Source organism: Streptomyces sp. NBC_01477 (assembly GCF_036227245.1).
GTDB lineage: Bacteria > Actinomycetota > Actinomycetes > Streptomycetales > Streptomycetaceae > Actinacidiphila.
Genome location: NZ_CP109445.1, coordinates 2,445,012 through 2,469,469 on the forward strand (window position 1 = coordinate 2,445,012; position 24,458 = coordinate 2,469,469).

At 72.4% G+C, this 24,458-nt stretch carries 23 protein-coding genes and 1 riboswitch; of the genes, 10 read left to right on the plus strand and 13 right to left on the minus strand.

Annotation, left to right across the window (positions count from 1 at the left end; translation table 11 throughout):
• Positions 1 to 552: 552 nt before the first annotated feature.
• The 3 genes from OHA86_RS09665 (at position 553) to OHA86_RS09675 (ending at position 3,974) form a co-directional block, all read left to right on the plus strand.
• On the plus strand, positions 553 to 2,154 hold the full coding sequence (locus tag OHA86_RS09665; protein WP_329174165.1) for a PucR family transcriptional regulator: 1,602 nt from the start codon (positions 553 to 555) through the stop codon (positions 2,152 to 2,154).
• Between the two features lie 75 nt (positions 2,155 to 2,229).
• On the plus strand, positions 2,230 to 3,267 hold the full coding sequence (locus tag OHA86_RS09670) for an adenosine deaminase (RefSeq protein WP_329174167.1): 1,038 nt from the start codon (positions 2,230 to 2,232) through the stop codon (positions 3,265 to 3,267).
• Entirely contained in the window at positions 3,258 to 3,974 is a 717-nt protein-coding gene (locus OHA86_RS09675) for a glycerophosphodiester phosphodiesterase (RefSeq protein ID WP_329174168.1), read from the plus strand. Before OHA86_RS09670 ends, OHA86_RS09675 begins: the two co-directional genes overlap by 10 nt.
• Here the strand turns inward: OHA86_RS09675 and OHA86_RS09680 are convergent.
• A complete protein-coding gene (locus OHA86_RS09680) occupies positions 3,971 to 5,404 on the minus strand; it encodes a gamma-aminobutyraldehyde dehydrogenase (protein ID WP_329174169.1) in 1,434 nt (477 codons plus the stop codon). The genes OHA86_RS09675 and OHA86_RS09680 overlap by 4 nt on opposite strands.
• Positions 5,405 to 5,624: 220 nt before the next feature.
• Here OHA86_RS09680 and OHA86_RS09685 point away from each other — a divergent pair, with 220 nt between their 5' ends.
• The 5 genes from OHA86_RS09685 (at position 5,625) to OHA86_RS09705 (ending at position 10,682) form a co-directional block, all read left to right on the plus strand.
• A complete protein-coding gene (locus OHA86_RS09685) occupies positions 5,625 to 6,086 on the plus strand; it encodes an Lrp/AsnC family transcriptional regulator (protein ID WP_329182342.1) in 462 nt (153 codons plus the stop codon).
• 2 nt (positions 6,087 to 6,088) lie between these two features.
• Positions 6,089 to 7,450, plus strand: a complete 1,362-nt coding sequence (locus tag OHA86_RS09690) for an aspartate aminotransferase family protein (RefSeq protein WP_329174170.1) — start codon at positions 6,089 to 6,091, stop codon at positions 7,448 to 7,450.
• 169 nt (positions 7,451 to 7,619) lie between these two features.
• Positions 7,620 to 8,348 (plus strand): ABC transporter ATP-binding protein, encoded by a 729-nt coding sequence (locus OHA86_RS09695; protein WP_329174172.1) that lies wholly within the window; start codon positions 7,620 to 7,622, stop codon positions 8,346 to 8,348.
• Positions 8,349 to 8,424: 76 nt separating this feature from the next.
• Positions 8,425 to 9,543 (plus strand): hypothetical protein, encoded by a 1,119-nt coding sequence (locus OHA86_RS09700; protein ID WP_329174173.1) that lies wholly within the window; start codon positions 8,425 to 8,427, stop codon positions 9,541 to 9,543.
• 38 nt (positions 9,544 to 9,581) lie between these two features.
• Positions 9,582 to 10,682 (plus strand): LOG family protein, encoded by a 1,101-nt coding sequence (locus OHA86_RS09705; protein ID WP_329182343.1) that lies wholly within the window; start codon positions 9,582 to 9,584, stop codon positions 10,680 to 10,682.
• Positions 10,683 to 10,704: 22 nt separating this feature from the next.
• On the opposite strand, the gene OHA86_RS09710 is transcribed toward OHA86_RS09705, so the two are convergent.
• From OHA86_RS09710 to rlmN, 5 genes are all read right to left on the minus strand, one after another.
• Complete coding sequence (locus tag OHA86_RS09710) at positions 10,705 to 11,178, minus strand: VOC family protein (RefSeq protein ID WP_329174175.1); 474 nt, start codon at positions 11,176 to 11,178, stop codon at positions 10,705 to 10,707.
• Positions 11,179 to 11,407: 229 nt separating this feature from the next.
• The gene (locus OHA86_RS09715) at positions 11,408 to 12,472 is read right to left on the minus strand and encodes an ABC transporter ATP-binding protein (protein ID WP_329174177.1); all 1,065 of its coding nucleotides are present in this window, start codon (positions 12,470 to 12,472) and stop codon (positions 11,408 to 11,410) included.
• Positions 12,469 to 14,076 (minus strand): ABC transporter permease, encoded by a 1,608-nt coding sequence (locus OHA86_RS09720; protein WP_329182344.1) that lies wholly within the window; start codon positions 14,074 to 14,076, stop codon positions 12,469 to 12,471. Before OHA86_RS09720 ends, OHA86_RS09715 begins: the two co-directional genes overlap by 4 nt.
• A 115-nt stretch (positions 14,077 to 14,191) precedes the next feature.
• Positions 14,192 to 15,295 carry a thiamine ABC transporter substrate-binding protein gene (locus OHA86_RS09725; RefSeq protein ID WP_329174178.1) on the minus strand — a complete coding sequence of 368 codons (1,104 nt, stop codon included), beginning with the start codon at positions 15,293 to 15,295 and terminating at the stop codon, positions 14,192 to 14,194.
• Positions 15,289 to 15,419, minus strand: a riboswitch (TPP riboswitch). It overlaps the preceding gene by 7 nt.
• 76 nt (positions 15,420 to 15,495) lie before the next feature.
• A complete protein-coding gene (gene rlmN / locus OHA86_RS09730; RefSeq protein ID WP_329174180.1) occupies positions 15,496 to 16,602 on the minus strand; it encodes a 23S rRNA (adenine(2503)-C(2))-methyltransferase RlmN in 1,107 nt (368 codons plus the stop codon).
• A gap of 165 nt (positions 16,603 to 16,767) precedes the next feature.
• Between rlmN and OHA86_RS09735 the strand changes: the two genes are divergently transcribed.
• Positions 16,768 to 17,256, plus strand: a complete 489-nt coding sequence (locus tag OHA86_RS09735; RefSeq protein WP_329174182.1) for a hypothetical protein — start codon at positions 16,768 to 16,770, stop codon at positions 17,254 to 17,256.
• 199 nt (positions 17,257 to 17,455) lie between these two features.
• On the opposite strand, the gene OHA86_RS09740 is transcribed toward OHA86_RS09735, so the two are convergent.
• The 5 genes from OHA86_RS09740 to rpsB all read right to left on the minus strand — a co-directional run bounded on the left by OHA86_RS09740 (position 17,456) and on the right by rpsB (position 22,069).
• Positions 17,456 to 18,454: a phosphatidate cytidylyltransferase gene (locus OHA86_RS09740; protein WP_329174184.1), complete on the minus strand. Its 999-nt coding sequence runs from the start codon at positions 18,452 to 18,454 to the stop codon at positions 17,456 to 17,458.
• A gap of 80 nt (positions 18,455 to 18,534) precedes the next feature.
• Positions 18,535 to 19,092 carry a ribosome recycling factor gene (frr, locus tag OHA86_RS09745; RefSeq protein WP_329182345.1) on the minus strand — a complete coding sequence of 186 codons (558 nt, stop codon included), beginning with the start codon at positions 19,090 to 19,092 and terminating at the stop codon, positions 18,535 to 18,537.
• A gap of 114 nt (positions 19,093 to 19,206) precedes the next feature.
• Positions 19,207 to 19,989: a UMP kinase gene (pyrH, locus tag OHA86_RS09750; RefSeq protein ID WP_329174186.1), complete on the minus strand. Its 783-nt coding sequence runs from the start codon at positions 19,987 to 19,989 to the stop codon at positions 19,207 to 19,209.
• Positions 19,990 to 20,174: 185 nt separating this feature from the next.
• Positions 20,175 to 21,011 carry a translation elongation factor Ts gene (gene tsf, locus OHA86_RS09755; protein WP_329174188.1) on the minus strand — a complete coding sequence of 279 codons (837 nt, stop codon included), beginning with the start codon at positions 21,009 to 21,011 and terminating at the stop codon, positions 20,175 to 20,177.
• Positions 21,012 to 21,124: 113 nt separating this feature from the next.
• Positions 21,125 to 22,069, minus strand: coding sequence for a 30S ribosomal protein S2 (gene rpsB, locus OHA86_RS09760; RefSeq protein WP_329174190.1), 945 nt, complete (start codon positions 22,067 to 22,069; stop codon positions 21,125 to 21,127).
• A gap of 267 nt (positions 22,070 to 22,336) precedes the next feature.
• On the opposite strand from rpsB, the gene OHA86_RS09765 reads away from it, so the two are divergent.
• Positions 22,337 to 22,903 (plus strand): murein hydrolase activator EnvC family protein, encoded by a 567-nt coding sequence (locus OHA86_RS09765; RefSeq protein WP_329174192.1) that lies wholly within the window; start codon positions 22,337 to 22,339, stop codon positions 22,901 to 22,903.
• Positions 22,904 to 22,934: 31 nt separating this feature from the next.
• Here OHA86_RS09765 and OHA86_RS09770 read toward each other — a convergent pair whose 3' ends face one another.
• Positions 22,935 to 23,516, minus strand: a complete 582-nt coding sequence (locus OHA86_RS09770; protein ID WP_329174193.1) for a TetR/AcrR family transcriptional regulator — start codon at positions 23,514 to 23,516, stop codon at positions 22,935 to 22,937.
• Between the two features lie 30 nt (positions 23,517 to 23,546).
• Positions 23,547 to 24,386, minus strand: a complete 840-nt coding sequence (gene whiG, locus OHA86_RS09775) for an RNA polymerase sigma factor WhiG (RefSeq protein WP_329174194.1) — start codon at positions 24,384 to 24,386, stop codon at positions 23,547 to 23,549.
• Positions 24,387 to 24,458 lie beyond the last annotated feature (72 nt).

Genomic DNA, 24,458 nt, shown 5'->3' on the forward strand with positions numbered 1-24,458 from the left:
CCCGGTCGCCCGACAGCGTGGCCAAAGCCCGGATTGGTGGCTGATCCTGACAGAGGAGACTCCCTCCAACAAGGGATTCCGTTGTTGCCTTTTGGTTACGCGACGAAATCTGTGTCTACGAGGATGTCTTCGACGGATACTGGAGCCCACCCCTCGCGGCACCCCCACCGGGAGGCGCCGGGGGGACCCCGGGCGAAACTCCGGCCGGGGTCCCGGCCGAAGCTCCGGCCGGAGTTCCCCCCGGGCGAAGCTGTGGTGGGGGTCCCCGCGGAGCTCTGGTGGGGGTCCCCGCGAAGCTGTGGTGGGGGTCCCCCCAGGCGGAGCTCTGGGGGAGGAACTGCCCGCCGCCCCCACCGGCCCGCACGGGTAACGCCACCGCAAGGGGCACCCACCCAGGGGCGCGGGGAACTGCGCGCGCAACCAGAACGGCGGAGAAGATGGCGACGCCACCGCACGTGGCACCCACCGAGGGTCGCGAGGAAGTGCGCGCCCGGACCGCACAAGGACACGCCACCGCAACGGCAACGCACAACCCGAGGAGGCCGCACGCCAGTGACTTGCGTCGCCGACATCCTGGCCCTGGACATCCTCCGGGCGGGCCGCCCGGAAGTGGTGGCCGGGGCCGCCGGCCTGACCGGCACCGTCCGCTGGGTGCACATCAGCGAACTCCCCGACATCGCCCCCATGCTCAGCGGCAGCGAACTCGTGCTGACCACCGGCGTCATGTTCCCCGAGGACCGCGCCGCCCTGGCCGCGTACGCCGACGCGCTCGCCGACGTCGGCGCCGCGGGGCTGGTCGTGGAGCTGGGTAGGCGCTACCCGGACGCCCTCCCGAAGGCCCTGGTCAGGGCCGCGGAAAGGCGCGGCCTTCCGCTGATCGCGCTGCACCGCGAGGTGCGCTTCGTGGCGGTGACCGAGGCGGTGCACGCCCTGGTGGTCAACCGGCAGTACGCCGAGCTGCGCGCCTCGGAGGAGGCGCACCAGACGTTCAACGAGCTGGCCGTCGAGGGCGCGGACGCCGCCGACGTGGTCCGCGAGGTGGCCAGGATGGCCGGCGCCGCGGTGGTGCTGGAGAACCTCTCGCACCAGGTGCTGGCCTTCGACCCCGCGGGCGGCGACCCGCAGGCGCTGCTGGACGGCTGGGAGCGGCGCTCCCGCGCGGTCGCGCCGCCCGGGCGCACCGGCTACGACGAGCGGTCCGGCTGGCTGGTCACCGCGGTCGGGGCGCGCGGCAGCGACTGGGGGCGGCTGGTGCTGCCCGGCGGTACGGGTCCGCGCCGGCACACCGTGCTGCTGGAGCGCGCCGCCGCGACACTGGCGCTGGGCCGGCTGCTGGACCGCGACCGGGAGTCCCTGGAGCGCCAGACGCACCGCACCCTGCTGTCCGGCATCCTCACCCACGCACTGACCGTCTCCGACGTGGCGCTGCGGGCGCGGGCGCTGGGCGTGCCGCTGGAGGGCCGCCGGCTGGTCGGCGTCCTGCTGCGGCAGCGCGGCGGGCAGCCGTCCGCGGCGCTGGAGGCGCAGGCCCGGCTGCGGGACTTCACCGAGCACGCCGCGCTCACCGTGCGCGAGCGCGGCCTGACCGCGCTGACCGGCGCGCTGGACGACGGCTCGGTGGGCGTCCTGGTCTCACTCGGGCCGCACGACGAGGAGCGGGCCGCGCTCGACGGGCTGGCGGCGGCGCTGGCGGGCGGGCCGCCGTTCGTGATGGCGGCGGGCTCGTCGGTGGGCGCGCTGCGGGACGCCCGCCGCACCCTGCTGGAGGCGGCCCAGGTCGCCGACGCGGCGGTGCACGGCGAGCCCGCGGGCGGCGGCACCCGGGGCTACTACCGGCTGCCCGACATCCGGCTGCGCGGCCTGCTGCACCTGCTGCGGGACGACGCGCGGGTCCAGACGTACGTCGAGCGCGAGATCGGGCCGCTGCTCTCCCACGACGCCGAGCACGGCACCGACCTGATCCGCATCCTGCGCGCGTATCTGAGCTGCGGCCGCAACAAGTCGGCGGCGGCCGACGCGGCCCATCTGTCCCGGCCGTCGTTCTACGACCGGCTGCGCCGGGTGGAGCAGGTGCTCGGCGTGGACCTGGACCAGGTCGAGTCGTGCCTGTCACTGCATGTGGCGCTGCTGGCGCTGGACGCGGTACGCCGCTGAGCGGGCCGCGGGGGCCGTTCTACGATGAGGCGGCACCGCACGCCGTATCCGCGCCCCTGTCCAGGAGGACCCCGCATGTCCGACAGCGCTCCCGCACGCGGCCTCGACGCCTTCATCGCCGGGCTGCCGAAGGCCGAGCTGCATGTCCACCACGTGGGGTCCGCCTCCCCGCGCATTGTCGCGGAACTGGCCGCCCGGCACCCGGACTCGGCGGTGCCGGCCGATCCCGCGGCGCTCGCCGAATACTTCAAATTCCAGGACTTCGCGCACTTCATCCAGGTCTACCTGTCGGTGGTGGACCTGATCAGGGACGCGGAGGACGTACGGCTGCTCACCTTCGAGGTGGCCCGGGACATGGCGCGGCAGAACGTCCGCTACGCCGAGCTGACCGTGACGCCGTACAGCTCCACCCGGCGCGGCATCCCGGAGCGGGAATTCATGGCGGCGATCGAGGACGCCCGCAAGGCGGCCGAGGCGGAGCTGGGGGTGACGCTGCGCTGGTGCTTCGACATCCCCGGCGAGGCGGGGCTGCCCTCGGCGGACGAGACGCTGCGGCTCGCGCTGGACCTGCGCCCCGACGGACTGGTGTCGTTCGGCCTGGGCGGGCCCGAGATCGGGGTGCCGCGACCGCAGTTCAAGCCGTACTTCGACCGGGCGCGGGCGGCCGGGCTGCACAGTGTGCCGCACGCCGGGGAGACCACGGGCCCCGAGACCATCTGGGACGCGCTGCGCGAGCTGGGCGCCGAGCGGATCGGCCACGGCACCAGCGCCGCGGGCGACCCGCGGCTGCTCGACCACCTGGCCGAGCACCGTATCCCACTGGAGGTCTGCCCGACCTCCAACATCGCCACCCGGGCGGTCGCCACGCTCGACGAGCACCCGATAAGGGCCATGGTCGCGGCGGGCGTCCTGGTCACCGTCAACAGCGACGACCCGCCGATGTTCGGCACCGACCTCAACACGGAGTACGCGGTCGCCGCGCGGCTGCTGGGGCTGGACCACCACGGGGTGGCGGGGCTGGCCAGGAACGCCGTGGAGGCGTCGTTCCTGGACGCGGCGGGCAAGACGCGGCTCGCCGCCGAGATCGACGCGTACGCCGCCGCATGGCGGTGACCGTCGCCCACCGGGGCGATCCGTACGCGCACCGCGAGAACACCCTGCCCTCGGTGCGCTCCGCGCTGCTCAAGGGCGCGGACGCGGTGGAGGTCGACGTCCGGGTGACCGGGGACGGCGTGCCGGTGCTGCTGCACGACCCGACGCTGGAGCGCCTGTGGGGCCACCAGCGGGCGGTGCTCGGGCTCACCCGCGACGAGGTCCGCGACCTCACCGGCGGGCAGGTGCCGACGCTGGCCGAGGCGCTCGCCGAGCTGGCGCGGCATGAGCGCGGCCGGATGCTGCTCGACCTGACCGGCGCCGAGCAGGCGGCCCCCGCTCTCGCCGCGGTCCGGGACGCGGGGGCCGGAGAGCGGGTCTACTACTGCGGCGAGGCGACCGCGATGCGTGCCGTGCGGGACGCGGACCCGGCCGCGGAGATCGCGCTGACCTGGAAGACCTCGGCGCGCCCCGCGCCCGCGCTGCTCGCGGCGGTGGCGCCGCGCTGGCTGAATCTGCGCTTCGGCCTGATCGACGCCGCGACGGTCGGCTACGCCCGCGAGCGCGGCCTGCTGGTGGCGGCCTGGACCGCCGACTGGCCGCGCTCGATGCGCCGCCTGCTGGCGCTGGGCGTCGACTCGGTCACCACCAACCGCCTGACGGCCCTGCAGCGCCTGACCGGGCCCCCCGCGCCTCGCGGCGCCGGGGGCCACCGGGACCGGGCCTAGTCCAGGGACGTCATCACGTGCTTGATCCGCGTGTAGTCCTCGAACCCGTAGCCCGACAGGTCCTTGCCGTAGCCGGACTGCTTGAAGCCGCCGTGCGGCATCTCCGCGACCAGCGGGATGTGGGTGTTGATCCACACGCACCCGAAGTCCAGCCGCTTGGACATCCGCATCGCGCGGGCGTGGTCCTTGGTCCACACCGAGGAGGCCAGCGCGTAGTCCACGCCGTTGGCCCAGGTGAGGGCCTGCTCCTCGTCGGTGAAGGACTGGACGGTGATGACCGGGCCGAAGACCTCGCGCTGGATGATCTCGTCGTCCTGCCGCAGCCCGGACACGACGGTCGGCGCGTAGAAGTAGCCCTGCTCGCCGACCCGGTGGCCGCCGGTCTCGATCCTGGCGTGCGCGGGGAGGCGCTCGATGAAGCCGCTGACCTGGTCGAGCTGGCGGGCGTTGTTGAGCGGGCCGTACAGCACGTCCTCGTCGTCCGGCAGCCCGGTCTTGGTGTCGGCGGCGGCCTTGGCCAGGGCGGCGGTGAATTCCGCGTGGATCGACTCGTGCACCAGGACCCGGGTGGCGGCGGTGCAGTCCTGGCCGGCGTTGAAGAAGCCGGCCACCGAGATGTCCTCGACGGCGCGCGGGATGTCGACGTCCTCGAACACCACCACGGGCGCCTTGCCGCCCAGTTCGAGGTGGACGCGCTTGAGGTCCTTGGCGGCGGACCCGGCGACCTCCGTGCCGGCCCTGACCGAGCCGGTGATGGACGCCATCGCTGGCACCGGGTGCTCGACCATGAGGCGGCCGGTGTCGCGGTCGCCGCAGACCACGTTGAAGACGCCCTTGGGCAGGTGCTCGCCCAGGATCTCGGCGAGCAGCACGGTGGAGGCCGGTGTGGTGTCGGACGGCTTGAGCACCACCGTGTTCCCCGCGGCGATGGCGGGGGCGAACTTCCACACCGCCATCATCATCGGGTAGTTCCAGGGCGCGACCTGCGCGCAGACCCCGACCGGCTCGCGCCGGACCATGGAGGTCATGCCCTCCATGTACTCACCCGCGGAGCGGCCCTCCAGCATCCGCGCGGCGCCCGCGAAGAAGCGGATCTGGTCCACCATGGGCGGGATCTCCTCGGTCGTGGTCAGACCGATCGGCTTTCCCGTGTTCTCGCTCTCGACGGCGACGATCTCGGCGGCCCGCGCCTCGATCGCGTCGGCGATCCGCAGCAGCGCCTTCTGCCGGTCCGACGGCGTGGTGTCGCGCCAGCCCGGGAAGGCCTCGGCGGCGGCGGCCATGGCCGCGTCCACGTCGTCGGCGCCGGACAGCGGCGCGGTGGCGTACGCATGGCCGGTCACCGGGTTGACCACCTCGGTGGTCCGTCCGTCCGCGGCGGCACGGAATTCTCCGTCGATGTAGTTGCGCAGAGTACGGAGTTCGGTCACGGCGATTGCTCCCTGGTCGTCCGGATCGTGGTGCTGTGTCGGGTGTCCACGCACTGAGACAACACCCAGCTTAGCCGCAGGACTGCGGTATTCGACATACCCAACATCCACCGACAACCGAATCGGTACCCAAAGCAGCACCCGGCGACGAATTTCATCGTCCAGGGCTTGCGGGACCGTCGACCTCTCCTGCACAGTGGGGCGCGTGGCCACACGTGACATGAACGGCACGTCGCCGTCGATAGACGCGGTGTCGAAGGCGATCATCGAGCAGCTCCAGGAGGACGGCCGCCGCCCCTACGCGGCGATCGGCAAGGCCGTCGGCCTGTCGGAGGCCGCGGTGCGGCAGCGGGTGCAGAAGCTGCTCGACCAGGGCGTCATGCAGATCGTCGCGGTGACCGACCCGCTCACCGTCGGATTCCGGCGGCAGGCGATGGTCGGCATCACCGTCGAGGGCGACATCGACCCGGTCGCGGAGGCGCTGGCGGCGCTGGACGCGGTCGAGTACGTGGTGATCACCGCCGGCTCCTTCGACCTGCTCGCCGAGATCGTGTGCGAGGACGACGACCATCTGCTGGAGCTGATCAACAAGCGGATCCGCGCGCTGCCCGGCGTGCGGTCCACCGAGAGCTTCGTCTACCTCAAGCTCCGGAAGCAGACCTACACCTGGGGAACCAGATAGCCATGAGCGCAGACCTGTCGAAGACGGCGTACGACCACCTGTGGATGCACTTCACCCGGATGTCGGACTACGAGAACACCCCTGTGCCGACGATCGTCCGCGGCGAGGGCACGTACATCTACGACGACCACGGCAAGCGCTACATCGACGGCCTGTCCGGGCTCTTCGTGGTCAATGCCGGCCACGGGCGGCACGAACTGGCGGAGACCGCCTACAAGCAGGCCCAGGAGCTGGCGTTCTTCCCGGTGTGGAGCTACGCGCACCCCAAGGCCGTGGAGCTGGCGGAGCGGCTCGCCCATTACGCGCCGGGCGACCTGAACAAGGTCTTCTTCACCACCGGCGGCGGCGAGGCCGTCGAGACGGCGTGGAAGCTGGCGAAGCAGTATCACAAGCTGACCGGCAACCACACGAAGTACAAGGTCATCTCGCGGGCCGTCGCCTACCACGGCACCCCGCAGGGCGCGCTGTCCATCACCGGGCTGCCGGCCCTCAAGGCGCCGTTCGAGCCGCTGGTGCCGGGCGCCCGCAAGGTGCCCAACACCAACATCTACCGGGCGTCGATCCACAGCGACGACCCCGAGGCGTTCGGCCGCTGGGCGGCGGACCAGATCGAGCAGCAGATCCTCTTCGAGGGCCCCGAGACGGTCGCTGCGGTCTTCCTGGAGCCGGTGCAGAACGCCGGCGGCTGCTTCCCGCCGCCGCCCGGCTACTTCCAGCGGGTCCGGGAGATCTGCGACACCTACGACGTCCTGCTGGTGTCGGACGAGGTGATCTGCGCGTTCGGCCGGCTCGGCACCATGTTCGGCTGCGAGAAGTTCGGCTATGTGCCGGACATGATCACCTGCGCGAAGGGCATGACGTCCGGCTACTCGCCGATCGGCGCCTGCATCGTCTCCGACCGCCTCGCCGAGCCCTTCTACCGCGGCGGCAACACCTTCCTGCACGGCTACACCTTCGGCGGCCACCCGGTGTCGGCCGCGGTCGCGCTGACCAACCTCGACATCTTCGAGCGCGAGGGCCTCAACCAGCACGTGCTGGACCAGGAGGCGGGCTTCTTCGGCACCCTGAACCGGCTGCGCGACCTGCCGATCGTCGGCGACGTCCGCGGCAACGGCTTCTTCTACGGCATCGAGCTGGTCAAGGACAAGGCCACCAAGGAGACCTTCACCGACGAGGAGACCGAGCGCGTCCTGTACGGCTTCCTGTCCAAGGCGCTCTACGACAACGGCCTGTACTGCCGCGCCGACGACCGCGGCGACCCGGTCGTCCAGCTCGCCCCGCCGCTGATCTCCGACCAGGCGCTCTTCGACGACATCGAGGGCATCCTGCGGACCGTGCTGACGGAGGCCTGGGCGAAACTGTGACGCCCGCGGCGCGGGTCACCCGTACGGGCGGATCGGCCCGGCCGGCCGACGCGCCTGCGGGCGTACGCCGCCGACGCCGCTCTACGGTGCCGGGGAGTGACCGCCCACTCCCCGGCACCGGCGGCACACCGCCGCCCGCCGCCGGGGGGACGATTCGCGGAGGAACGGCATGGTGGCCCCGCCCGACAACGACGTGCTCTTCGCCCGCACCCTGCGCCACTCCCACCGGGGCTCGCCCGCCCTGCTCGGCGTCTCGGTCGGGGTGCGCGAAGGGGAGATCCTCGCGGTGGTCGGGCCGCGCGGCTCCGGCAAGACGACGCTGCTGCGCTGCCTCTCGGGCCAGCTGGTGCCCGACCAGGGCGAGGTGTGGTTCAACGGCGCACCCGTGCACACCCAGCCCGCGGCGGCCCGCGACCACTTGCGCAGGGAGCGCTTCGGCTGGGTCGGCAGCGAACCGCAGCTGCTGCCGGAACTGACGGCGTGGGAAAACGCGGCGCTGCCGCTGCTGATGCGCGGCGTCCGGTCGCGGGCCGCCCGCGCGCAGGCCCAGGAGTGGCTGGACCGGCTCGACATCGGTGCCGCCGCCCGCAAGCACCCTGCCAGGCTGCTCCAGTCGGAGCGGCAGCGGGTCGCGGTGGCCCGCGCCCTGGTCGCGACGCCCGCGGTGGTCTTCGCCGACGACCCGGCCGCGCCGCTGCACCGCGCCGACCGCGCCCAGGTGCTGCGCACCCTCACCAGCGCGGCCCGCTCGCACGGCATGACGGTGGTACTCGCCGGCACCGACCCGGACACGGCCCGCTACGCCGACCGGACGCTGGCCCTGCGCGACGGCCGCACCGAATCCGCGACGGCCGTCCAGGACCGCGAGACGCCCGACCCTGCGCCGGCGAACGCATGACCCGCCACCAGGACCAGGGCACCGCGCCTGGCGACGGCACGCGCACCCCGGACCCCGTCACCGGGCGGGAGGCGTCGTGCTGAGCTGGCGGATGGTGCGCGGGGCGCGTCTGGGCGCCATGGGGCGCTGGTTCACGGTGGTCGCCGCGGCGGCCGGTACGGGGCTGCTGCTGCTCTCGGCGCTCGGCTGGGCTCTGGGGCACCCGCAGACCGGCGCCGGGGCCGGGGTGCGCCTGATGTGGTGCCTGCTGCCGGCCGCGGTGACCGTACAGCTGGCGGCGGCCGTCGGCCGCGCCCAGCCGCTGGGGTGGCCGGGCTCCGGGCTCGCCGCGATCGGGCTCGGCCGGAGCGCGACGGTGCTGATCGGCGCCGCGAGCGCCGCGCTGGCCTGCGCCATCGGCAGCGGGCTCGCCCTGCTGTCCTTCCTCTACCTGCGCGGCGTCCTGGGCGGTGTGCCCTACGCCGGGTCCGCCTCCGAGGTGCTCGGCGCCGGACACCGGCTGCCGGTCGCGGGCGCCGCGACACTGCTGGCGGCGGTGCCGCTGGCCGCCGCCGGCGTGGCCGCCGCCCGGCTGTGGCAGCCGCGGCCGGCCAGGCCCGGGTCCGCGCCCGCGGGGCTGCCCTGGGGCGTCGCGCTGACCGCGGTGGGGCTCGCCGTGCAGGTGAGCGCCCCGCGCGGCGACGCGCTGCGGCTGCCCAGCGGTCTGGGCTCGGTGTCGCCCGCGACGGCGGCGGGCTGGGCGCTCGCCTCCGTCGGCATGGTGGTCGCCGGTCCTGGCCTGGTGTATCTGTGCGGGCGGCTGCTCGCCCTGCACCGGCCGGGCGCGCTGCGGCTGCTGTCCGGCCGGGCGCTCCAGCAGGAGGCGCGCCGGGTCGGCCGCCCGCTCGGCCTGCTGTGCGCGACGGCGACGGCGGCCGTGGCGGCGTACGGCCTGAGCGGCGGCGGCCACCGGTTCGGCCCGCTGACGACCTTCGCCGCCGGCCTGATCGCGGTATGCGTGCTGGCCATCGCGGGCACCGCGATGCTGGAGGCCAGGAGCGCCAGGGCGCGGTCCACCGCCGCGCTGCGCGACCTGGGGGCCTCCCCCGCCCTGCTGCGCGGCGCGGTCGCGCTGCGCGCGGGGGTGCTGCTGGCGGTCGCGGTCCCCCTGACGGCCCTGATCGCCGGGTTCGCGACCGTACCGGCGAACCGGTGAGCCGACCGGCGGGCTATCGTGCTGGCGTGCCCGCCGACATGACGCCCCCGCCCGCCCGTGAGATCGAGACCCTGGAGGAATTCGACCGGGTCGCCCTGTCGGGTTCCTTCGCCGGATACCGCCTGCAGGCCGTCGACCTGACGGACCGTACGTTCGCCCTGCTGGTCGCCGACACCACGCAGGCGGTCTTCCTCGGCTGCCCGATGGAGCCGCAGGCGCTCGCCCACGTCAGGGCGGGCGGCGCGCTGGTCTTCCCGCCCGTCCCGCACCTGCCCTTCGATCCCTACCGGGCCGCGCTCTACAACCCCGCCGAGCTGTACGCGGATCTCGCCGGCGGCTACGAGCGCACCCCGGACGCCCGCGCGTACGAGTGGTTCAGGACGACCGCGGCGAACGGCGACATACTGGCGTCGATGCTGCGCTCGATCCATGACGACGCCGTGTCCGACGCCCTGGACGAGCATCTGGCGGGCGCCCGCGTGGTGGGCGTGATGGGCGGCCACGCCATAAAGCGCGGCACCGACGCCTACGCCGGGGCCGCCCGGCTCGGCCGGGCGCTGGCCCGCAGCGGCCTGACGGTGGCCACCGGCGGCGGACCCGGTGCGATGGAGGCGGCGAATTTCGGCGCCTATGCCGCGCCGCACGACGACCTGATGCTCGGCAAGGCGCTGTCGGTGCTCGGCGGCGCGCCGTCCTTCCGGCCGTCGGTCGGCGAGTGGGCGATGACCGCCTTCGAAGTACGCGACCGCTGGTCCGAGGGCGGCACCTCGCTGGGGGTGCCGACCTGGTTCTACGGGCACGAGCCGCCGAACGCCTTCGCCTCGCACATCGCGAAGTTCTTCGCCAACCCGGTGCGCGAGGACACCCTGCTGGCCCGCTGCAACGCCGGCGTGGTCTTCCTGCCGGGCGCGGCGGGCACCATCCAGGAGATCTTCGACGCGGCGACCCCGAACTACTACTCCTCGCGCGGCGAGCCCACCCCGATGGTGCTGGTCGACCGGGCGCACTGGACCGAGCGGCTGCCCGCCTGGCCGCTGCTGAACGCACTGGCCCGCGACCATCCGATGGCGTGGCGCATCGCGCTGGTCGAGTCGGTGTCCGAGGTGCCGGACGCGCTCGCCAGGCTGCTGGAGAAGTGAGCGGGGGCCTCCCGCCCGCGGTTCAGCCGGCGTGGGCGGCCTCCAGCTCCTCGATCACGATCTTCTTCATGCCCAGCATCGCCTTCGTCGCGGCCTGGGACTTCACCGGGTCGGGGTCGGAGATCAGCTCATGGAGCCGGCGGGGCACGATCTGCCAGGAGACGCCGTAGCGGTCCTTGAGCCAGCCGCAGGGGCCCTCCTGACCGCCGTCGGCGGTCAGCGCGGCCCACAGCCGGTCGACCTCCTCCTGGGGGCCGCAGTCGACGGACAGCGACATGGCCTCGTTGAAGGTGAAGTCGGGGCCGCCGTTCAGCGCCAGGAACCGCTGCCCGGCCAGCTCGAACTCCACCAGCATCACGCGGCCGGCGACGCCGGGGCCGGCCTCGCCGTACCGCTGCTCGCGGACGATCCGCGAGTCCTCGAAGAGCGAGGTGTAGAAGGCCGCGGCCTCCTCCGCCTTGTCGTCGTACCAGAGGAAGGTGGTGATCTTCTGCATGGTGTGCTCCGATTCTCGTCGGCCCGGGAGGCGTCCTCGCGCCTCCAGCAGATAGGACGGTCCGGGGCGGCGAAACTCATCGGTGCCCATCCGTGTGGTTCTGCCGGACGCGCAGGCCCGGGGCGCACGGCCGGCGGGCGTACGGGCGGCATCCGGACGGGCGGTGAGCGTACGGTCAGCGTCCGGACGGCCGGAGTGCGTACGAGCGGCGTCCGTACCGCCCGCTGTGTCACCCGGGCAGGACGACGATGTCCTCAGAGGCGAAGGCCACGCCGACGGCCGCGCCCTCCTGCGGGGCGTCCCGCAGCGCGCATTCGGCCTCCAGCAGCGGCCCGTGCTCCGGCCGCAGCCGTACCGCGACATGGCCGCCGCGGAAGGTGCGGGCGACGACCTCGCAGCGCAGTGCGCCCTCCGCCGACAGCCGGACCCCGGTGGGGCGGACCAGCAGCCGGCAGGGGCCGTCCGGGGCGCCGGCCGGCGCCGGCAGCTTGCCCCAGTCGGTGACGGCGACGCTGCCGGTCACCACGGCGTCGGTGATGCTGTCGAAACCGAGGAAGCGGGCGACGAACTCGTCGGCCGGGTGCTGCCAGACCTCCAGCGGGGTGCCGGTCTGGGCGATCCTGCCGTCCCGCATCACCACCACCCGGTCGGCCAGCGCGAAGGCCTCGCCCTGGTCGTGGGTGACGGCGAGCACGGTGGTGCCGAGCCGGCCGAACAGCTGCCGCAGCTCCACCACCAGGCGTTCGCGCAGCGAGCGGTCGAGCTGGCCCAGCGGCTCGTCCAGCATCAGCAGCCGCGGCTCGGGCGCGAGCGCGCGGGCCAGCGCGACCCGCTGCTGCTCGCCGCCGGACAGCGTGGCGACCGAGCGGGCCTGCGCGCCCGGCAGGCCCACCATGTCGAGGAGTTCCGCCACCCGGCGCTGCCGCTGCTCGCGCGGCGCCTTGTGCATCCGCGGCCCGAAGCCGACATTGCCGCCGACGTCGCGCTGCGGGAAGAGCTGGTGGTCCTGGAACATCAGGCCGACGCCGCGGCGGTGCGCGGGCACGCCGCGCTGGTCGGCGCCGCCGAGCAGCACCCGCCCCGCGTCCAGCGCCGTGAGGCCCGCGACTGCCCGCAGCAGGGTGGACTTGCCGCTGCCACTGGGGCCGAGCACGCTGACGATCTCGTGCTCGGCGACGTCCAGGTCCACGGCGTCCAGCGCGCTCCGCGCCCCGAACCGTACGGTCGCGGCATCGAGGCGCAGCAGCGCGGCGTCCGCGGTCCTGGCCTCGGTCAGCGTCGTGGTCGCGGTCACAACTCCCCCGATCCTGTGGTGCGCAGCGATTCGAGCACCAGCAGCGACGCGGCGCAGACCAGCATCAGGACGGTGCTCAGCGCCATCGCCTGACCGTAGTTGAGCGCGCCGGCCCGCCCCAGCAGCCTGGCGACGGCGACCGGCAGGGTGGGGTCGTCGGGGCGGGCGATGAAGACGGTGGCGCCGAATTCGCCCAGCGAGACGGCGAAGGCGAATCCCGCGGCAATGGCCACGGCGCGGGACACCAGCGGGAGTTCCACCTCCCGCCAGACACGCCACGGCGACGCGCCGAGCACCGCCGCCGCCTCCCGCAGCCGCTCGTCGACGGCCCGCAGCACCGGGAGCATCACCCGCATCACGAAGGGCGCGCCGACCAGCGCCTGGGCGAGCGGCACCAGCAGCCAGGAGTCCCGCAGGTCCAGCGGCGGTTTGTCGAGCGCGATCAGGAAGCCGAAGCCGATGGTGACGGCGGAGGTGCCCAGCGGCAGCATCAGCAGCGCGTCGAAGCCGCGTACCAGCCGTCCCGCCCTGCGCACCAGCGCCGCCGCGGCCAGTCCGCCGACGGTCAGCGCGATGACGGTGGCGACGGCGGCGAAGCGCAGCGAATTGCCCACCGTCTCCCAGGGGGCGACGCTGAAGGTGCCGCCGTCGGTGGAGCCGAGCGCCCGGTAGAAGGCCAGCCCGTAGCCGCCGGGCGTGTCGAAGGAGCGGACCACGAGCACGCCGAGCGGCAGCAGGATGAGCAGCGCGATGACCGCGAGCACGGCGCCCAGCAGGGTGCGCTCCGCCGCCCCGCGCGGCCGGTGCGCGGTCAGCGCCGGGTCCACCAGCCGCAGCGCGGACTCGCGGCGGCGCACCGTCCAGGCGTGCACGGCGAGAATCGCGACGACCGCGGCAAGTTGCAGCAGGGTGAGGACGGCGGCGGTCGGCAGGTCGAAGATCTCCGCGGTCTGCCGGTAGATCTCCACTTCGAGGGTGGAGTACGTGGGGCCGCCGAGGATCTGGATCACGCCGAAGGAGGTGAAGGTGAACAGGAAGACCATCAGCGCCGCCGCGGCCACCGACGGGCCGAGCGCGGGCAGCGTCACCCGTCGCCAGGCGGCGAGCCGGCCCGCCCCGAGCATCCTGGCGGCCTCCTCCTGCGCCGGGTCGAGCTGCGCCCACAGCCCGCCGACGGTGCGGACCACGACGGCGTAGTTGAAGAAGACGTGGGCGATCAGGATGGCCCACACACTGGTGTCGAGCCGCACCCCGAACAGCGAGTCGGTGAAGCCGTCCCGGCCGAGCAGCGCCAGGAAGGCGGAGCCGGCGACGACGGTCGGCAGCACGAAGGGCACGGTGACGATCGCGCGCAGCAGCCGCCGCCCGGGGAAGTCCAGCCGGGCGAAGACATAGGCGCCGGGCAGCGCGGCCAGCAGGGTCAGCGCGGTGGAGGCGGCGGCCTGCCAGCAGGTGAACCACAGCACATGGCGGATTCCGGCGTCGCCCAGGACGTCGCCGATCCGGCCGAACTGCCAGCCGCCGCCCTGGTGCAGGCCCCGGGTGACGATCGCCGCCACGGGATAGCCGAAGAAGGCCGCGAAGAACAGCAGCGGGAGCGCCATCAGGGCGGCGCGTACGGCGGCGCCGCGGCCTCCCGCGGCCTTGCGGGGCTCACGGGCGCCGCCCGACCCGCGGGTGCCGCGGTCGTACGCCGTACGCAGCGCGCTCACCGTGCGCTCACTTCAGGACGATCGAATTCCACGCGCCGACCCAGTCGTCGCGCTTGGCGGCGATCTTCGCGGGCGCGAGCGTGGTGGGGTGGTCGATCTTCGTGCCGTACTTGACGAACACCGGCGGCTCGACGGCGTCCTCGCGGACCGGGTCGACGTACATCTGCAGCGGCATGTCCTGCTGGAAGGCCTTGCTCAGCATGAAGTCGATCAGTGCCCGGCCGCCCGCGGTGTTCTTCGCGCCGTGCAGGAGGCCGGCGAATTCGATCTGCCGGAAGCAGGTGCCGGTGGACACTCCCACGGGCGACTGGGCCGGCTCAGGGGTGACGCCGATGACCTCGGCGGGCGGGCTCGACGCGTAGGAGACCACCAGCGGCCGGTCACCCTTGGCCTGCTTGCCCGCGGAGGAGCCGGAGAAGCGGTCGTTGTAGGCCTGCTCCCAGCTGTCCACGACCTCGACGCCGTTGCTCTTGAGCTGCTTCCAGTACCCCTGCCAGCCGCCGTCGCCATAGGTGGCGGCGCTGCCCAGCAGGAAGGCCAGGCCCGGCGAGGACGTCGAGACGTTCTCGGTCACCAGCAGGTTCTTGTAGGCGGGCTTGACGAGGTCGGCGAAGGTCTGCGGCGGCGCAAGGTGGTGGGCGGTGAAGTAGGCCCGGTCGTAGTTGACGCAGACGTCGCCCGAGTCGATCGGGGTGACACGGTGCCCGGCCGCGTCCAGCTGCACGTCGGCCGGCACCTGGCCGAGGTCCTTGGCCGCGTACGGCGTGAACAGGCCGTTGTCGAGCGCCCGGGACAGCAGGGTGTTGTCGACGCCGAAGAAGACGTCGCCGCGCGGGTGGTCCTTGGTGAGGATGGCCTGGTTCACTGCCGCGCCCGCGTCGCCGCCGCGCAGCACCTTGACCGTGTAGCCGGTCTCCTTGGTGAATTGGGCGAGCACGGACTTCGACGCGGCGAAGGAGTCGTGGCTGACCAGGGTGACGGTCTTTGAGCCGCCGCTGCCGGCCTTGTCCTTGCCCTTGTCCGGCGAGTCGCTGCCGCAGGCGGCCAGGACGGTCGCCGCGGCTGCGGCCAGGGCGAGCGCGCCCGCTGCACGCCGGGATGTGGTTCTCATCTGCGATGACTCCCTACGCCGGTATGACCCGGATCAGGTGGGAGGGTCTGCGGCCTGGGACCCTTAGGTTCTGGTCCCTCGCCGCACTCTCAGCGCCGTCTCAGGCGCTCCCCTGTCGGAATGTTCTGTTGTACGACCGTATGGCGTCCGCCTGCTGCGACGCTACGCCCGCCGGTCGCCGACCGTACGATAGCAGCAGGTCAGCGCTCGGCGGCGGCGAGCTGTCCGCAGGCGCCTTCGATCTCCTGGCCGCGGGTGTCGCGTACGGTCACCGGCACGCCGTGCGCTTCGAGCGCCGCCACGAACGCGCGCTCGTCCTCGGGCCGCGACGCCGTCCACTTCGAGCCGGGCGTCGGGTTGAGCGGGATGAGGTTGACGTGCACCCGGTGGTTCTTCAGCAGCCTGCCCAGCCGGTCGGCGCGCCACGCCTGGTCGTTCACGTCGCGGATCAGGGCGTACTCGATGGAGATCCGGCGGCCGGACACCTCGGAGTAGTGCCAGGCCGCGTCCAGCACCTCGCGGACCTTCCACCGGGTGTTGACCGGCACCAGGGTGTCGCGCAGCTCGTCGTCGGGGGCGTGCAGGGACACCGCGAGGCGGCACTTGAAGCCCTCGTCCGCGAAGCGGTACATCGCGGGCACCAGGCCCACGGTGGACACGGTGATGCCGCGCTGCGAGAGGCCCAGGCCGTCCGGCTCGGGGTCGGTGAGCCGGCGGATCGCGCCGACCACCCGGTTGTAGTTGGCCAGCGGCTCGCCCATGCCCATGAAGACGATGTTCGACAGCCGGGTCGCGCCGCCGGGGACCTCGCCGTCGCGCAGCGCCTTCATGGCGGCCACGATCTGGTGCACGATTTCGGCGGTCGACAGGTTGCGGTCCAGGCCTGCCTGTCCGGTGGCGCAGAACGGGCAGTTCATGCCGCAGCCGGCCTGTGACGAGATGCACATGGTGACCCGGTCGGGGTAGCGCATCAGCACCGACTCGACGAGCGTGCCGTCGAAGAGCTTCCACAGCGTCTTGCGGGTGTCGCCGTCGTCGCAGGACGCGTGGCGCACCACGGTCATCAGCTCGGGCAGCAGGTCCCCGGCGAGCTTGCCGCGGGCCGCCGCCGGTATGTCCGTCCAGGCGGCCGGGTCGTCGGCGAACCGCGCGAAGTAGTGCTGCGACAGCTGCTTGGCCCGGAACGGCTTCTCCCCGAGCGCTGCCACCGCCTCACGTCGTTCGGCGGGCGAGAGGTCGGCAAGATGCCGCGGGGGCTTCTTGGCCCCGCGCGGCACGGCGAAAGTGAGTTCTCCGGGTGCAGGCATGATGCCTACCAGTGTCGCAGACCGCGCGGCGTTGCCTGCTCGGAGCGGATGGGCGCACGGTGACTGCCTGGTCAGGCTCGGCAGGACGGCTGCGCGTCGGCCCACCGTGCGAGTCAGGAAGCTACGGATGGGGAAGGAACCATCGCAAGGCAGAGTGGGGGGCACATGAGCGCTGAGCTTTTGGTGGCCGGGGGCGCCACCGTTATCGCGTTGGGATCGTTATGGGTGTCGGTCGTACAGTCCCGGAGTACCATCCGGCACAACCGCCAGTCGGTACGCCCGCTGATTCAAGTGCGCCAAGTGCGCCTCAAGCCCGACCGTCGAGCGGGTCTGCTGGCGGTCAACGCAGGCCTCGGACCCGCACTCGTCACCAGCACCGAGGTCTACTACGACGGCACGCACCTGGGTCAGTGGAATCTGTCAGCCTTTCACCACGTCTTCGCAGGCGCACCACGGGAACCAGTGATCTCAGCTCTCTTCACCGGCTCCACCCTTCTCCCCGGCAACAAGACGTACCTTCTACTCCTTGACCCTTTCGACGACACCACCGACGCCTGGTTTTGGGAAATCGTCGCCAACCGCCTGCGTATCGAGATCCACTACGAATCCCTTTACGGCGGAGAAGACTTCCACGCCGCCCCGCCGCCCCTGTGATGCCACAGCGGGAATGTGCCCGTACCGGTAAGGGATTGCGTTTCAGGCCGGGCGCCCAGGCGCCCCAGTCGGCCGGGCTGGTGGCGGTTGTCTCCCCTGTCGCGCTGCCACAGGCCCGTCTCCAGTGCGGCCAGGACGGGTTCGGTGTGGTGGTGGTGGCCACCCGCGTCCGGGCTGCCCCGGACGCGGCGTCCGGGGATCAGCCCTTGCCGACGAAGGCGACCAGGAGGAGCCAGACCACCGGGGCGGTCGGGAGGAGGCTGTCCAGGCGGTCCATGATGCCGCCGTGGCCGGGGAGCAGCGTGCCCATGTCCTTGATGGCGAGGTCGCGCTTGATCATGGACTCGCCGAGGTCGCCGAGGGTGGCGCTGACGGCGGCGGCCAGGCCCAGCAGCAGGCCCTGCCACCAGTGGCCGCCGTCGATGACGTACTGCATCAGCAGGGCGCCCGCCACCATGGCGAAGGCGATCGCGCCGAGCAGGCCCTCGCGGGTCTTGCCGGGGCTGATGCGCGGGGCGAGCTTGTGGCTGCCGAAGCGCCAGCCGACCGCGTAGGCGCCGGTGTCGCTGATCACGGTGAGCAGCAGGAAGACCAGCACCCGGCGGGGGCCGTCGTCCGCGGCGAGCATCATCACCACGAAGGTGGCGAGGAAGGGCACGTAGAAGGCGGCGAAGACGCCCGCGGTGACGTCCTTGAGGTAGTCGTGCGGAGGCTCGGTCATCCGCCAGACCAGGATGGCCAGCGAGGTCAGCGCCATCGCCACCCAGGCACCGTCGGCGCCGCGCAGATAGCCGGCCACCACCATGGCCGCGCCGCCCACCGCGAGCGGGATCAGCGGTACGCGGATGTCCTTGCGCTCGGCGAGCCGCGAGGTCAGCTCCCACACGCCGATGACCACGGCGACCGCGACGACGCCGACGAAGACCGCCTTGACGATGAACAGCGCCGCGACGATGATCACGCCGAGCCCGACCCCGACCCCTATCGCGGCCTGCAGATTACGCCCCGCGGTCTTCTTCGGGGGGGCAGGCTGGTGCGGCGGCTGGGGCGCCGAGGCCGGGGGGGGTGGCGGTGGCATGGAAGGAGTCTTCCTCCTGGTCCCGTTTCCCGCCGCGGAACCCGCCGGGGCTACGACCGTGTCCTCGGGCGCTCCCCAGTGGCCGGCGCGCGGCGAAGCGCCCCAGGAAGAGTCGTTCACTGAGCTTCGCCTCGCGTCGTCGTCGGGGGTCATGAGGGACGGTAAAGGTCGGGCGGGGGTGCGGCGGGCCGACCGGAGGGTCAGACCTCCAGCAGCTCCGTCTCCTTGTGCTTGAGCAGTTCGTCGACCTGCGCGACGTACTTCGCGGTGGTGTCGTCCAGCTCCTTCTCAGCGCGGCGCACCTCGTCCTCGCCGGTGTCGCCGTCCTTGACGAACTTGTCCAGGGTCTCCTTCGCCTTGCGGCGGATGCTGCGGATGGAGATCTTGGCGTCCTCGCCCTTGGACTTGGCGACCTTGATGTACTCCCGCCTGCGCTCCTCGGTGAGCTGCGGGAAGACCACCCGGATGATACGGCCGTCGTTGCTCGGGTTGACGCCGAGGTCGGAGTTGCGGATCGCCTCCTCGATGTTGCGCAGGCTGCTGCTGTCGAAGGGGGTGATCACCGCCATCCGCGGCTCGGGTACCGCGAAGGAGGCGAGCTGGTTGATCGGCGTGACGGCGCCGTAGTACTCGGCCACGATCTTGTTGAACATCGCCGGGTGCGCACGGCCGGTTCGGATCGCCGCGAAGTCGTCCTTGGCGACGGTGACAGCCTTCTCCATCTTCTCCTCGGCTTCGAGGAGGGTTTCTTCAATCACCATGTGCTCCTGGTAGTCAGAAGGCGGAGCCCTGGAGGCGCGGCCCCTGCGTGCGTCTGTCCTGCACGGTGTCCGACCGGCAGCGTGTTGTCCATCCCCCGTGGCGGGTTGCGGCTACTCCCGGGTGCCCTGGGTGTTGACCAGCGTGCCGATCTTCTCACCCCTGACCGCCCGGGCGATGTTGCCCTCGGCGAGCAGTTCGAAGACCAGGATCGGCAGCTTGTTGTCCTGGCACAGGGTGATCGCGGTGAGGTCGGCGACCCGCAGGTCGCGGGCGATCACCTCGCCGTACTCCAGTGCGTCGAACTTGACCGCGTCCGGGTTCAGCTTGGGGTCGGAGTCGTAGACGCCGTCCACCCCGTTCTTGCCCATCAGCATCGCGGCGGCGTCGATCTCCAGCGCACGCTGTGCCGCGGTGGTGTCGGTGGAGAAGTACGGCATACCCATACCCGCGCCGAAGATCACCACGCGGCCCTTCTCCAGGTGCCGTACGGCACGCAGCGGGATGTACGGCTCGGCGACCTGGCCCATGGTGATCGCGGTCTGCACCCGGGTCTCGACGCCCTCCTTCTCCAGGAAGTCCTGGAGCGCGAGGCAGTTCATGACGGTGCCGAGCATGCCCATGTAGTCGGAGCGGGCCCGGTCCATGCCGCGCTGCTGCAGCTCCGCGCCGCGGAAGAAGTTGCCGCCGCCGACGACGAGGGCGATCTCGTAACCGTCCGCGACGACGGCGGCGACCTCGCGGGCGACGGCGTGCACGACATCGGGGTCGACGCCGAGGCCGCCGCCGCCGGCGAACGCCTCGCCGGACAGCTTGAGCAGGAAGCGGCGGCGCGGTGCGCCGTCGCGGACGGCGGCGGACACGGTGGTCGGGGCCTGTGCGGCGCCTTCGTTCATGGAGAGCTCCTCGTGCACGTACAAAGGAGGCCATTGCCGTGGGTCCTTGTGGGTTCCCGGTACGGCAATGGCCTCCTTGTCACATCTGCGGCCGGCCGGCGGGCAGCCGCCCGCGTACGACCCTAGCGGGGCCGCCGGCCATTCGCTGCCGGCGGCACCCGGGACTCGGTTTGCGTCCCCAGTGGTCAGACGCCGACGCGGAAGCGGGCGAAGCGCTTGAGCGTGACTCCGGCCTCGTCCAGCACCTTCTGGACGGTCTTCTTGGCGTCCTTGGCGAACGCCTGCTCAAGGACGACGTTCTCCTTGAAGAAGCCGTTCACGCGGCCCTCGACGATACGCGGCAGGGCGGCGTCGGGCTTGCCCTCCTCGCGGGCGGTGGCCTCGGCGACCCGGCGCTCGTTCTCGACGGTGTCGGCGTCGATCTCGTCGCGGGTCAGGTACTTCGGCGCGAAGGCGGCGATGTGCTGCGCGACGTCCTTGGCGGTCTGCGCGTCGGCCTTGTCCAGCTCGACCAGCACGCCGACCTGCGGGGGCAGGTCCGGGCTGGTGCGGTGCAGGTAGGAGGCCACGTAGCCGCCGGTGAACTGCGCGAAGCGGTCGAGCACGATCTTCTCGCCGAGGGTGGCGTTCGCCTCGTCGACGAAGGCCTGCACGGTCTGGCCGGGCTTGATCTCGGAGCCGAGCAGCGTGTCGATGTCGGCCGGCTTGCTGCTGGCCACGTGCGCGGCGACGGCGTCGGCGACGGCGACGAACTTGTCGCCCTTGGCGACGAAGTCGGTCTCGCACTTCAGCTCGACGAGGACGCCCTCGGAGTTGTCGGCGGCGATCAGGGACACCACGGCGCCGTTGGAGGCCGAGCGGCCCTCGCGCTTGGTGACGCCCTTCTGGCCCTTGACCCGAAGGATCTCGACGGCCTTGTCCAGGTCGCCTTCGGCCTCCACAAGGGCGTTCTTGCAGTCCATCATGCCCGCGGCGGTCAGCTCGCGGAGCTTTTTGACGTCAGCGGCGGTGAAGTTCGCCATGGGTTTGAGTCTCTTCCCGAATGGTCGGTGGATCCACGGGTGGACGGCGGGGGCAATTGGCCCCCGCCGTCGTCACACGTGGTGCCGGCGGACATGCGCCGCCGGCCTGAAGGTCAGGCCTGCTCGGCGTCGCCCTCGGCGGCCGGCGCGGCGTCGGCCGGCGCGTCCTCGGCCGGGGCCTCGGTGGCGGCCTCGGCAGCGGCGGGCTCCTCGGTCGCAGCCGGGGCCTCGGCAGCGGGTGCCTCGGCTGCGGCGGGGGCCTCGGTCGCGTCGTCGGCCTTCTTCTCGCCTTCGAGCAGGTCACGCTCCCACTCGGCCAGCGGCTCCGCCGGGGCGCCCTCGGCCTTCTTGTCGCCCAGCGCGGCACCGGAGCGGGAGATCAGGCCCTCGGCGACGGCGTCGGCGATCACCCGGGTGAGCAGCGTGACGGAGCGGATCGCGTCGTCGTTGCCCGGGATCTTGTAGTCGACCTCGTCGGGGTCGCAGTTGGTGTCGAGGATCGCGACCACCGGGATGCGGAGCTTGCGCGCCTCACCGACGGCGATGTGCTCCTTCTTGGTGTCGACGATCCAGACCGCGCTGGGCACCTTCTGCATCTCGCGGATGCCGCCCAGGGTCTTCTCCAGCTTGTCCTTCTCGCGGGAGAGGACCAGCAGCTCCTTCTTGGTGAGGCCGGACGCGGCCACATCCTCGAAGTCGATCTCCTCGAGCTCCTTCAGGCGCTGCAGGCGCTTGTAGACGGTCGAGAAGTTGGTGAGCATGCCGCCCAGCCAGCGCTGGTTGACGTAGGGCATGCCGACGCGCGAGGCCTGCTCGGCGATGGCTTCCTGCGCCTGCTTCTTCGTACCCACGAACATGATGGAGCCGCCGTGCGCGACGGTCTCCTTGACGAACTCGTAGGCGCGGTCGATGTACGACAGCGACTGGAGCAGGTCGATGATGTAGATGCCGTTGCGCTCGGTGAAGATGAATCGCTTCATCTTCGGGTTCCAGCGACGGGTCTGGTGCCCGAAGTGGACGCCGCTCTCGAGCAGCTCCCGCATCGTGACGACGGCCATGGCCGTACTCCTTGATGTACTCGGTTACCGCGACCGCCGGACGACGGTCGCGCCTGACACCCCGACGCGCCGTGCCACGAGGGACCGAGGGGCGCGGCCACCGTCCCCGGGAAGGGGGTGGGTGGCGGGGCGTGCGAAGTCGACCCGGTGACCCGGATCGCCAGAGAAAGTGTACGGGACCGGTGGCGTCACCGGCGACACCCGAGTTGTCCACAGGCAGCCGACCATGATCATCCCGCGGGCGGCGGGATGCGGGATCGTCGTGCCATGGCATTCACGATGATGTGGTTCACGATGATCGCGGCGCTGCTGGCCGGTGCGGGCGGGGCCGCTCCGGCGCCCGGCGCCGGTCCCGGCGGGCCGGGCGGCGGGCGGAGCTGGCCGGTGTCGGGCCCGGGGCCGCGGGGGCGGCCGGTGGTGCTGCGCGCCTTCGAGCCGCCCGCCACGGGGTGGGGCGCCGGGCACCGCGGGGTCGACCTGCGGGCGGGCCCGGGCGCGGTGGTGCGCGCGGCGGCGCCGGGCGAGGTGGTCTTCGCCGGGCGGGTGGGCGGCACGGGTGTGCTGGTGCTGCGGATCGGCCCGGCGCTGCGGATCAGCTACGAGCCGGTGCGGGCGGCGGTGCCGGTCGGCGCCCGGGTGGCGGCGGGGCAGCGGGTCGGCACGGTGGACGGCGGGCTCGCGCACTGCCCCGCGGGCTGCCTGCACTGGGGGCTGCTGCGCTCGGGTCCTGGCGGCGACGTCTATCTCGATCCGCTGTCGCTGCTGCCGTCCTGGATACGCCGCCCGGGTCCTTCCCGGCTGCTGCCGGTGTACGGGGTCGCAGCGCCGGTGTGAGGGCGCGGCCCGGACGCGGACGGGGGCGGGGTCAGCCGGCGGCGCCGTGCAGGGCCATGGTTATCGCGGCCCGGGTGATCCGCTCGGGGTCCTCGGCGGCGCCCAGTTCGATGCGGCGGACGGCGGCGTCGACGACGCCCTGCAGCAGCATGGCGGTCAGCCTGGGCTCGTCGTGGCCGAGGTCGGACAGGGCGGCGACCACCATGGCCACCAGGCCGCCGTGGGCGGCACGGATCTTCTCCCGGGCGCCGGTGTCGAGCTCGCCGGCGGAGATCGCCGCGACGGCGCGGTGCCTGCGGTCGCCGACCAGGGTCAGCTGGCTGCGGACATAGGCCTCGATCCGGCCCTCGGCGCTGTCCGCGGTCTCCATCGCGGCCTCGACCTCGGCCGCCCAGACCGGGAAGTCGACCGCGCACAGCTCCTCGACCACCGCGGCCCGGGAGCGGAAGTACTCATAGACCGACGAACGGGCCAGCCCGGTGCGCTCGGCCAGAGCCGGGAAGGTCAGTGCCTCCGTACCGCCCTCCGAGAGCAGCGAGCGGGCGGCGTCCAGCAGGGCCCGGCGCTGCATCGTGCGGTGTTCGGCCACCGAGGCCGCTCGAATCCTGGGCATCCCACCACTGTAGACAGTGCGGCGCCGCGGTCACCGGCCGACGTCGGCGAGCTTTGCCCGCAGTTGAAGCACCGACTTGGTGTGGATCTGGCTGACCCGGCTCTCCGTGACGCCGAGCACCTGGCCGATCTCGGCCAGCGTCAGGCCCTCGTAGTAGTAGAGGGTGACCACGGTCTTCTCCCGCTCGGGCAGGGTGTTGACGGCGCGGGCGAGCAGCCGGCGCAGCTCGCGGTCCTCGGCGACCTCGACCGGGTTGTCGGCGCCGGTGTCCTCCAGGGTGTCCACCAGGCTGAGCCGGCCGCCGCCGTCGGCGCCGACGTGCAGCAGTTCCTCCAGGGCCACCACGTTGGCCAGCGACAGAGCGCTGAAGACGCCGTGCAGCTCCTCCAGGCCGACGCCCATCTCGGCGGCGACCTCGGGCTCGCTGGGGGTGCGGCGGAGCTTGGCCTCCAAGGTGGCGTAGGCCCGCTCCACCGCCCTGGCCTTCTGCCGCACCGAGCGCGGGATCCAGTCCAGGGCGCGCAGCTCGTCGATCATGGCGCCGCGGATCCGGGTGATGGCGTAGGTCTCGAATTTGATCGCCCGGTCCGGGTCGAACTTCTCGATCGCGTCGATCAGCCCGAACACCCCGGACGACACGAAGTCGGCCTGCTCCACATTGGCCGGAAGTCCCACGCTGACCCGGCCGGCCACGTATTTCACCAGCGGCGAGTAGTGCAGGATCAACTGCTCGCGCAGCCGTGCGTCCCCCGTGGACTTGTAGGTCCGCCACAACGCGTCGAGCGACGTGGGGGCGGCGGGCCGCGGGGAGGCGGGCGGCACGGTGGTCGCGGCCGTCGCCCGTTCGGACCCGGGGGTGTGCTGGGGCATACGTCGTTGTGCGCCGTTCTGCAGTGACGTGGACAAAAAAGCGAGCCTCTGAGAGCGTAGCGTGACCGTAAC

Excerpts from the sequence above, each read along its gene's own strand:
- OHA86_RS09670 (WP_329174167.1), top strand. The coding sequence starts at position 2,230 with ATGTCCGACAGCGCTCCCGCACGCGGCCTCGACGCCTTCATCGCCGGG.
- OHA86_RS09675 (WP_329174168.1), top strand. The coding sequence starts at position 3,258 with ATGGCGGTGACCGTCGCCCACCGGGGCGATCCGTACGCGCACCGCGAG.
- OHA86_RS09685 (WP_329182342.1), top strand. The coding sequence starts at position 5,625 with ATGAACGGCACGTCGCCGTCGATAGACGCGGTGTCGAAGGCGATCATC.
- OHA86_RS09690 (WP_329174170.1), top strand. The coding sequence starts at position 6,089 with ATGAGCGCAGACCTGTCGAAGACGGCGTACGACCACCTGTGGATGCAC.
- OHA86_RS09695 (WP_329174172.1), top strand. The coding sequence starts at position 7,620 with ATGGTGGCCCCGCCCGACAACGACGTGCTCTTCGCCCGCACCCTGCGC.
- OHA86_RS09705 (WP_329182343.1), top strand. The coding sequence starts at position 9,582 with ATGACGCCCCCGCCCGCCCGTGAGATCGAGACCCTGGAGGAATTCGAC.
- OHA86_RS09710 (WP_329174175.1), bottom strand. The coding sequence starts at position 11,178 with ATGCAGAAGATCACCACCTTCCTCTGGTACGACGACAAGGCGGAGGAG.
- OHA86_RS09720 (WP_329182344.1), bottom strand. The coding sequence starts at position 14,076 with ATGGCGCTCCCGCTGCTGTTCTTCGCGGCCTTCTTCGGCTATCCCGTG.
- OHA86_RS09725 (WP_329174178.1), bottom strand. The coding sequence starts at position 15,295 with ATGAGAACCACATCCCGGCGTGCAGCGGGCGCGCTCGCCCTGGCCGCA.
- rlmN (WP_329174180.1), bottom strand. The coding sequence starts at position 16,602 with ATGCCTGCACCCGGAGAACTCACTTTCGCCGTGCCGCGCGGGGCCAAG.
- OHA86_RS09735 (WP_329174182.1), top strand. The coding sequence starts at position 16,768 with ATGAGCGCTGAGCTTTTGGTGGCCGGGGGCGCCACCGTTATCGCGTTG.
- pyrH (WP_329174186.1), bottom strand. The coding sequence starts at position 19,989 with ATGAACGAAGGCGCCGCACAGGCCCCGACCACCGTGTCCGCCGCCGTC.
- tsf (WP_329174188.1), bottom strand. The coding sequence starts at position 21,011 with ATGGCGAACTTCACCGCCGCTGACGTCAAAAAGCTCCGCGAGCTGACC.
- rpsB (WP_329174190.1), bottom strand. The coding sequence starts at position 22,069 with ATGGCCGTCGTCACGATGCGGGAGCTGCTCGAGAGCGGCGTCCACTTC.
- OHA86_RS09765 (WP_329174192.1), top strand. The coding sequence starts at position 22,337 with ATGGCATTCACGATGATGTGGTTCACGATGATCGCGGCGCTGCTGGCC.
- OHA86_RS09770 (WP_329174193.1), bottom strand. The coding sequence starts at position 23,516 with ATGCCCAGGATTCGAGCGGCCTCGGTGGCCGAACACCGCACGATGCAG.
- whiG (WP_329174194.1), bottom strand. The coding sequence starts at position 24,386 with ATGCCCCAGCACACCCCCGGGTCCGAACGGGCGACGGCCGCGACCACC.